At 72.4% G+C, this 7,270-nt stretch carries 7 protein-coding genes; all 7 read left to right on the plus strand.

The window, feature by feature from the left end:
• Positions 1 to 109: 109 nt before the first annotated feature.
• Positions 110 to 1,336: an NAD(P)H-quinone oxidoreductase gene (locus AB0C29_RS25330; protein WP_360824700.1), complete on the plus strand. Its 1,227-nt coding sequence runs from the start codon at positions 110 to 112 to the stop codon at positions 1,334 to 1,336.
• Positions 1,333 to 2,562 (plus strand): O-antigen ligase family protein, encoded by a 1,230-nt coding sequence (locus tag AB0C29_RS25335; protein ID WP_360824682.1) that lies wholly within the window; start codon positions 1,333 to 1,335, stop codon positions 2,560 to 2,562. Before AB0C29_RS25330 ends, AB0C29_RS25335 begins: the two co-directional genes overlap by 4 nt.
• Positions 2,559 to 3,725 (plus strand): hypothetical protein, encoded by a 1,167-nt coding sequence (locus AB0C29_RS25340; protein WP_360824685.1) that lies wholly within the window; start codon positions 2,559 to 2,561, stop codon positions 3,723 to 3,725. Before AB0C29_RS25335 ends, AB0C29_RS25340 begins: the two co-directional genes overlap by 4 nt.
• A 14-nt stretch (positions 3,726 to 3,739) precedes the next feature.
• On the plus strand, positions 3,740 to 4,753 hold the full coding sequence (locus AB0C29_RS25345; protein ID WP_360824688.1) for a GNAT family N-acetyltransferase: 1,014 nt from the start codon (positions 3,740 to 3,742) through the stop codon (positions 4,751 to 4,753).
• Positions 4,754 to 4,762: 9 nt separating this feature from the next.
• Positions 4,763 to 6,007, plus strand: coding sequence for an FAD-dependent monooxygenase (locus AB0C29_RS25350; RefSeq protein WP_360824691.1), 1,245 nt, complete (start codon positions 4,763 to 4,765; stop codon positions 6,005 to 6,007).
• A gap of 2 nt (positions 6,008 to 6,009) precedes the next feature.
• Complete coding sequence (locus tag AB0C29_RS25355) at positions 6,010 to 6,798, plus strand: GNAT family N-acetyltransferase (protein WP_360824694.1); 789 nt, start codon at positions 6,010 to 6,012, stop codon at positions 6,796 to 6,798.
• A 29-nt stretch (positions 6,799 to 6,827) separates the two neighbouring features.
• On the plus strand, positions 6,828 to 7,270 hold a 443-nt coding region (locus AB0C29_RS25360; RefSeq protein ID WP_360824697.1), incomplete at its 3' end, for a GDSL-type esterase/lipase family protein.

Here is a 7,270-nt window from a genome sequence, read left to right on the forward strand (position 1 = left end):
CCGCCCACAGCACCAGGCCCACGACCGCGTAGCTGAAGGCGCTGCGGACGCCGAACGTGCGCAGCAGCAGCCACACCCCGAAGGCCGCGCCGGCGGCCCGTCTGCCTGGCTGCTCGCCCAGCTACGCGAGCCCTACGTCAAGCTCGTCGCCTCCCAGCTGCTGACCGGCGGCGTCGCTCTGGCCGCCAACATCCTGATGGTCCGCGCCCTGAGCCCGTCCGGGCGCGGCGAGGTCGCCCTCATCCTGCAGGTCGTCTACCTGGCGACCCAGGTGCTGCTGCTGGGCACCGAACGCAGCTTCGTCGCGAGCTACCACGACGTCACGCCGGCGGCAGCGGTCCGCGCCTACGCCCGGCTGCTCGTCGTTCCCGGCGGGCTGGCCCTGTCGGCCGCGGCCGCCTTCGCCGTGCTGGCCCCGGAACGCTTCAACCCCGGGCCGGTGGTCATCACCCTGATCGTCGCCTACGCGGCCGCCGAGGCCTCGAGCCTGGCGACCCGGGCCATCGCGATCTGCGTCGGCCGGGTACGCGACTTCCTGTACGCCCGCATCATCGAATCCCTGCTCCTGCTGGCCCTGCTGGTCACACTGTTCGTGGCGGGCACCACCCAGCCGGCCGTGTGGATCCTCGCCTACCTGGTCTCCGGAGCGGTGCCGACCGTCGCCTACCTGGTGCTGTGGCTGCGCCTGCCGGCTCCGGCCGCCGCGCCGCTGACCCGTAACCGCACGGTCCGCCAGGAGGGTCTCGCACTGTTCCCGGCCGCCCTGTCCAACATGGCCATGCTGCGGTCGGACCGGCTGGCCCTGCCCGTGCTGGCGTCGACCTCGGCCCTCGGCCTGTACGCCAGCGTCGCCACGATGACCGAGCTGCTGGCCTGGCCACTGCGCGCGTACGCGGACTCCCGGCTGGGCAAGTGGCGGGCCAGCCACCGCGAGGGCGCGCTGCGTACGCGTCCGATCGTCCTCGCCGCGGTTGTCTACTGCCTGGTCGTGGCCCCGATCGCCGCCGGCGGGCTCTACCTGCTCATCGTGCCCGTCTTCGGCGAGCAGTACGCCCCGGCCAAGGCCGTCGTGCTGCCGCTGGTCGCCGCGGCCGGCCTCTACGCCGTCTCCCGGATCAGCCTGGGCCTGCTCATCGCCCGGGGCTACAGCGGGCTGGTGTCCGCGGCCGAGATCACCGGTTTCGCGGTCAGCTTCGCGGCGTACCTGCTGCTGATTCCGTCGCTGGGCATCCTCGGCGCCGCGTACGGCTCGCTGATCGGCTACGGCGCCTGCCTGCTCTTCGCCCTCGTCACCAGCCGGGTCACCCGGGACCGGGTCGCGCAGGTGACCGCATGAGCTGGCTGCGGAACCCTCGCGTTTTTCTGGCCCCCGGCCTGGTGATGATCCTGGTCGCCATCGGCGGGCGGTTCACCCTGGACCGGGCCGGCTTCCTCGACCTGGCCTGGGTCGACCTGCGGGTGATCGGGCTGGGAATCGCCCTGGTCGTGCTCGCGGTCGACGTCGCCCGGCGGCCCCACGTGCTGGGCGGGCACCGGCGGGAGGGCTGGCTGGTGACGACCGTGCTGTTCTTCCTCTTCCAGATCGCCTCGGGACTGTGGGCGCCGCAGGCCTCCCGGGTCGGCCCGCAGACGCTCGACCTGATCCTGCTGGGCGTGCTGACCGTGGCGTTCTACGTCTACACGATCGGCGACCCGGCGGTGGTCATCCGCACCACGTTCCTGCTGTTCTTCGTGGCGGCGGTCGTCTTCGCCCTGGCCGCGCTGTTCATCAACGGCCCCGGCGACCAGGGCCGCTACTCCGCGTTCGGCGGCGGTCCCAACGTCTTCGTCCGCATCGAGATCCTCGGCGTGATCAGCGCGGTGGCCCTGTTCCTGATCACCCGGCGCATCCTGCCGCTGCTGGTCATCCCGCTGTTCCTGCTGGCCGCGGTGCTGTCCGGGTCGCGGGCCGGCCTGCTCGCCGGGGTGGCCGTCGGCGTCTTCGCGCTCTTCAAGATCCGCGGCCGGCTGCGCACGGGCCCGGTCGTCGCCGCGGGGGCCGTGCTGGTGCTCGCCACCGCCACCGTGTGGGCGTTCGCGCCGCCCGCCTTCACCAACCTGTTCCAGGAACGGTTCGTCGAGCAGACCGTGCAGCAGCGCTACCTTTCCGACCGTACGGACATCTGGGCGGCCGCCTGGCGCCTGGCCGTCGAGCACCCGCTCGCCGGCGCGGGACTGGACGGCTTCTACGGCCTCATCGGCGTCAACCAGGGCGTCGAATATCCGCACAACTACGTGCTGGGCGTCGCGGCCGAGGGTGGCCTGATCGGCATCGGCCTGCTGACCGCGGCGATCGTGTTGTGGACCCGTACGGTGCGCGGCGGCGGTGTCCGCCCGCAGCTGACCGGGCTCGCCGTGTCGGCGGCGGTCTTCGTCGCGCTGAGCAGCTTGTTCTCCGGTGACTACTACGACGCCCGGCTCGCCTGGCTGTTCGCCGCCATGGCCGCGGCCGCGGCGGTCGTCCCCCTGGCCCCGGTGACCGCCGAGCTGGCCGTACCGGTCAGAGAGCCGGTGTCGTCATGACCGCGCACGCCAAGATCGGCCGCCGGGCGGTGCTGCTGCTCGCCGTGGCCTCGCTGACCGCCGCGAGCGCGCCACCGCGCACCGACGTACCGTCCATCATGGAGCCCGTGCCGGCGCCGCCGGCCGCACCGCGACCCGAACTCACGGTCAAGCTCAAGCCGGTCTCGCACTGGGCTTCGGTGTTCCTGCAGAGCTGGGACTACATGGCCGCGAACAGCGTCCCGATGAGCCGGTCGGCGGACAGCTGGGACCACTACGACCTGTCCTACTCGGTCGACTCCTGCATCGCGATGTTCCGGGCCACCGGCGAGCACCGCTACCTCGACCGGGCCCTTCTGTTCGTGGAGAACGTGGCCGCCTCGGCCCGGCCCTCGTCGTCGCTGCCGGACAGCCGGTTCCACGACGACTTCCGCGGCTGGGCGTCGAGCAGCTCGGGGCAGGGCGGCAACGAGGTGCCGCTCTACGAGAGCTACTTCTGGCGCTACGGGACCGCGCTGCTGGTCGCCATGCGCGAAACCCCCGACGTGCACCGCGATCCGGCGTACCGCTCGCGCTACGAGCGGCTGCTGGCCTTCGCGGAGACCCACATCTTCGAGAAATGGTACGCACGGGGAGCCGGCGACACGATCTACCGCGAGCGCACCCACATGGCCGCGCACTGGGCGCTGATCGGGCTGAACCTGTCCCGGATCACCACCGATCCCGCGCGCCGCCGGCGGTACCTCGAAGTGGTCGGCAACATCGACCTGCACCTGCCCGGCAGTGGCGCGAGCCTGCGCGGTCAGCTGCGGCGCAACCCCGCCGAGCCCACCGCGTACTTCTGGAGCGACGTGTGGGGCTCGGCCCGGCGGCCGGGGCAGGACGTCAGCCACGCCAACGGCGTCATGGCGTACGTCGTCGAGGCCCGCGACCGCGGCCGGCCCTGGACCGGCGCCGACATGGCGGCCTTCGGCGCGCTGCTGACCAAGGTGATCTGGCCCGGCGGCACCACCTACCGCAACTTCGTGGACGGCACCGGCGCCGACAACGGGTGGTTCTCCGACGGTTTCGTGAAACTGGGCCGCTACGACGCGGCCGTGCAGCTGCGGCTGGAGCAGCACCAGGTCGTCAACGACCAGTTCGCCGCCAACATGGCGCTCAACGCCCGGATCCTGCGGTCGTAAGGAGGTTATGGGAGATGAAGGCTTCGCTGGTGGACCCGACAGCCCGGGAATGGAAGGAGGCCCTGCAGCAGAACTCGCACGACATGTACCACGAGCCCGCGTACGTCGAGCTCGACGCGAAGCTCTACGGCGGTGCGCCGACCGCCTTCCACTACGCCGAGGAGGGCCGCCGGCTGCTCCTGCCGCTGATCCTGCGGGACGTGCCCGGCTCGGAGCTGCGCGACGCCGTCTCGCCGTACGGCTATCCCGCGCCGATCGGCGACGGCGACCCCGCGTTCTGGGCCCGGGCCTGCGCCGCGCTGCTCTCCACGCTGCGCGCCGAGGGCATCGTGACGGCGTTCGTCCGGATGCACCCGCTGCTGGACGCGCCGCTGAGCACGCTGGAACGCTTCGGCGCGCTGGTCCGGCACGGCGAGACCGTCTCGATGGACCTGACCGTCAGCCTCGACGAGATGTGGCGCCAGACCCGCAGCGACCACCGCAACCACATCAACCGTGCCCGCCGCGAAGGCACCCGGATCGTCTTCGACGACTGGGACCGGCTCGGCGAATGGGTGGCGGTCTACCACGACAACATGCGGCGGGTCGGGGCGTCGTCGTACTACTTCTTCACCCGCGAGCACCTGGCCGCGCTGCACGACGCCGTCGGCGACCGCATGCACCTGGCCGTCGCGCTGGAGGGCGACGAGGTGGTCGGCGGCAACACCTTCTTCGAACACGACGGCATCGCCACCGGCTACGTGTCGTCGACCCGGCGGGCGCCCAAGCGCTACGCCGACGAGCTGCTGTACGACGAGGTCCGGCGGTGGTGCAAGAGCCGCGGCGACACCGTCTTCCACCTCGGCGGGGGCAAGGGTGGCAGCAACGACTCGCTGTTCTCGTACAAGGCCGGTTTCTCGCCGGGCCGGCACCCGTTCCACAGCTGGCGGATCGTCGCCGACCCGGACGCGTACCGCCGGCTGGTGGCCGACCGCCGGCCCGGCACCGACCCGGACGACCTGTCCGCCACCTTCCCGCCCTACCGTTAGGAGCCCGGCATGCGCATCACCTGCATCGGCGGCGGCCCCGCCGGCCTGTACTTCGCGGTGCTGGCGAAGCTGGCCGACCCCGCGCATCAGGTCACCGTGCTGGAACGCAACCCGGCCGGCGTCACGTACGGCTGGGGGGTGGTCTTCTGGGACGACCTGCTCGACGACCTGTTCCGCTACGACCCGGTCAGCGCCGGACGCATCGCGCAGGCGGCCTGCCGCTGGGACGAGTACGAGGTCCGCGCCACCGGCAAGGCGGTCACCCACCTGGCCGGGTACGGCTTCAGCCTGGGCCGGCACAAGCTGCTGGACATCCTCGCCGCCCGCGCCGTCGAGCTCGGCGTCGAGATCAGCTACCGCGACGAGCTGACCGAGGTCCCCGACGCCGACCTGGTGGTGGCCTGCGACGGTGCCGGCAGCAAGATCCGCGACCAGCACGCCGAGCACTTCGGCGCGGAGCTCGAGACGGGCCGCAACAAGTACATCTGGCTGGGCACGCCGCACGTCTTCGACACGTTCACCTTCGGCTTCGAACGCACCGCGGCCGGCTGGATCTGGTACCACGCCTACCCGTTCGACGACGGCACCAGCACGTTCATCGTGGAATGCTCGCCCGAGACCTGGGCCGGGCTGGAGCTGGACCGCCTCGACGCGGCGCAGGGCTGCGCCCGCCTGCGGGAGATCTTCGCCGACCACCTGGGCGGGCAACCGCTGATCGACCAGCGCGCCGAGGCCGGCGGCACCGGCTGGCTGAACTACCGCCGGCTGACCAACCAGCGCTGGGACCACGGCAACGTGGTGCTGATGGGCGACGCGGCCCACACGACCCACTTCGCGATCGGCTCGGGCACCAAACTGGCGATGCAGGACGCGATGGCCCTGGCCGACATGGTGGCCGGTGGCGACGACCTGGCGGTGGCGCTGGAACGCTACGAACACCGCCGCAAGACGGCGCTGGCCCCGCTGCAACGGGCGGCCAAGGCCAGCAGCGAATGGTTCGAGCGGGTGCCGGACTATGCGGACCTGCCGGCCAAGCAGTTCTCGTACGCGCTGTCGAACCGCCGCGGCGAATACCCGATGTGGCGCTACCTGCTGCACGTGGCGACGCAGAGCGCGGCGCCCCGGGCGTTGCTGCGCTGGACGCTGAGCGGGCGGCGCTGGCACCGGGCCCGGCGCCGGCCCGCGTTGGCCGCCGCGAGCACGACGGTGCGCCGCCGAGTCCCACCGGCCCGGGTCGGGTCCGGCACCATGTGACCATGGTCGACACCGCCACACTCCTGGCCGCCTACGACGAGCAGATGCGGATGGCTCACGGCACCGTCCCGTCCGGCATGACCTACCAGTACGACGGCCCGATCCTGCGCATCGTCGGCGCGCACGTGGGACGCATCCGGACACCACGCGACGTCGGCGTCCGGGGCGTCGAGCTCGACCGGCTGATCACCCGGCAGCGGGACTACTTCCAGGCCCGCGGCCAGGGCGTCGAGTGGAAGCTGGCGGCCCACGACCTGCCCGCGGAGCTGCCCGAACGCCTGGTCGCGGCCGGCTTCGAGCCGGAGCAGCCGTCAACCGTGCTGCTCGGCCACGCCGAGGAGGTGGCGGCCGACCCGGTGCTGCCCGGCGGCGTGGTGCTGCGGCAGGTCAGCGAGGCCGAGGACCTGCGCCGCTTCGCCGACCACCAGACCGAGGTGATCGGGACGGACTGCTCCTGGGTCGCGGCCGACCTCGGCGCCCGGGTGGCGGCCGCTCCCGGCCTGATCACCATCCTGGTCGCCGAGGCCGGCGACCGGGTCGTCTGCACCGCCATCGCGACGTACTACCCGGGCACCGACTTCGTCGCCCTGCTCGGCGGCGCGACGCTGCCGGAGTGGCAGGGCCGCGGTCTCTACCGCGCCATGATCGGCGCCCGGGCCCGGGAGGCGGTCGCCCGCGGCTTCCGGCTGCTGCACGTGGACGCGTCCCCGGCCAGCGCGCCGATCCTGCGCCGGTGCGGCTTCCACGAGATCACCACCTCGACGCACTACCAGTGGACGCCGCCGCAATAGATCGTCGCGCCGAGGTGTTGTACCACAGCGTGACCCTTGCTTTCGCCGTCCTGGGCGACTCCATCGCGTACGGGCAGGGCGCCGCCCGCCAAGCCGACACGATCGGCGCGCGGCTGTCCGCCGACCTAACCACCGCCGGCATCACGACCGACTGCCGGGTGTTCGCCGTACCCGGTGCCCGCAGCCAGGCCCTCCAGAGCCAGGCCCGCAGCGCCGCCGCCTGGCGCCCCGGACTGGCGCTGATCATCATCGGCGCCAACGACCTCACGCACTTCGTGCCGCCGGCGCAGGCCGCGGCGAGCCTCGGTGATGCGGTTCGAACGCTGCGTGCGGCCGGCGCTGAGGTGGTCGTGGCTCCGGCGCCGGATCTGAGCGTGGTGCCGTGGGTGCCGCCGCAGACGCGGATGCTGGTGCGGGCGGCCAGCGCGGCGATGCGGCAGGCTCAGACCCGGGCCGCGGTTGACGCCGGGGC

Origin of the sequence: Actinoplanes sp. NPDC048791 (genome assembly GCF_040650095.1) — a bacterium.
In the GTDB taxonomy this organism is placed as follows: Bacteria; Actinomycetota; Actinomycetes; order Mycobacteriales; family Micromonosporaceae; genus Actinoplanes.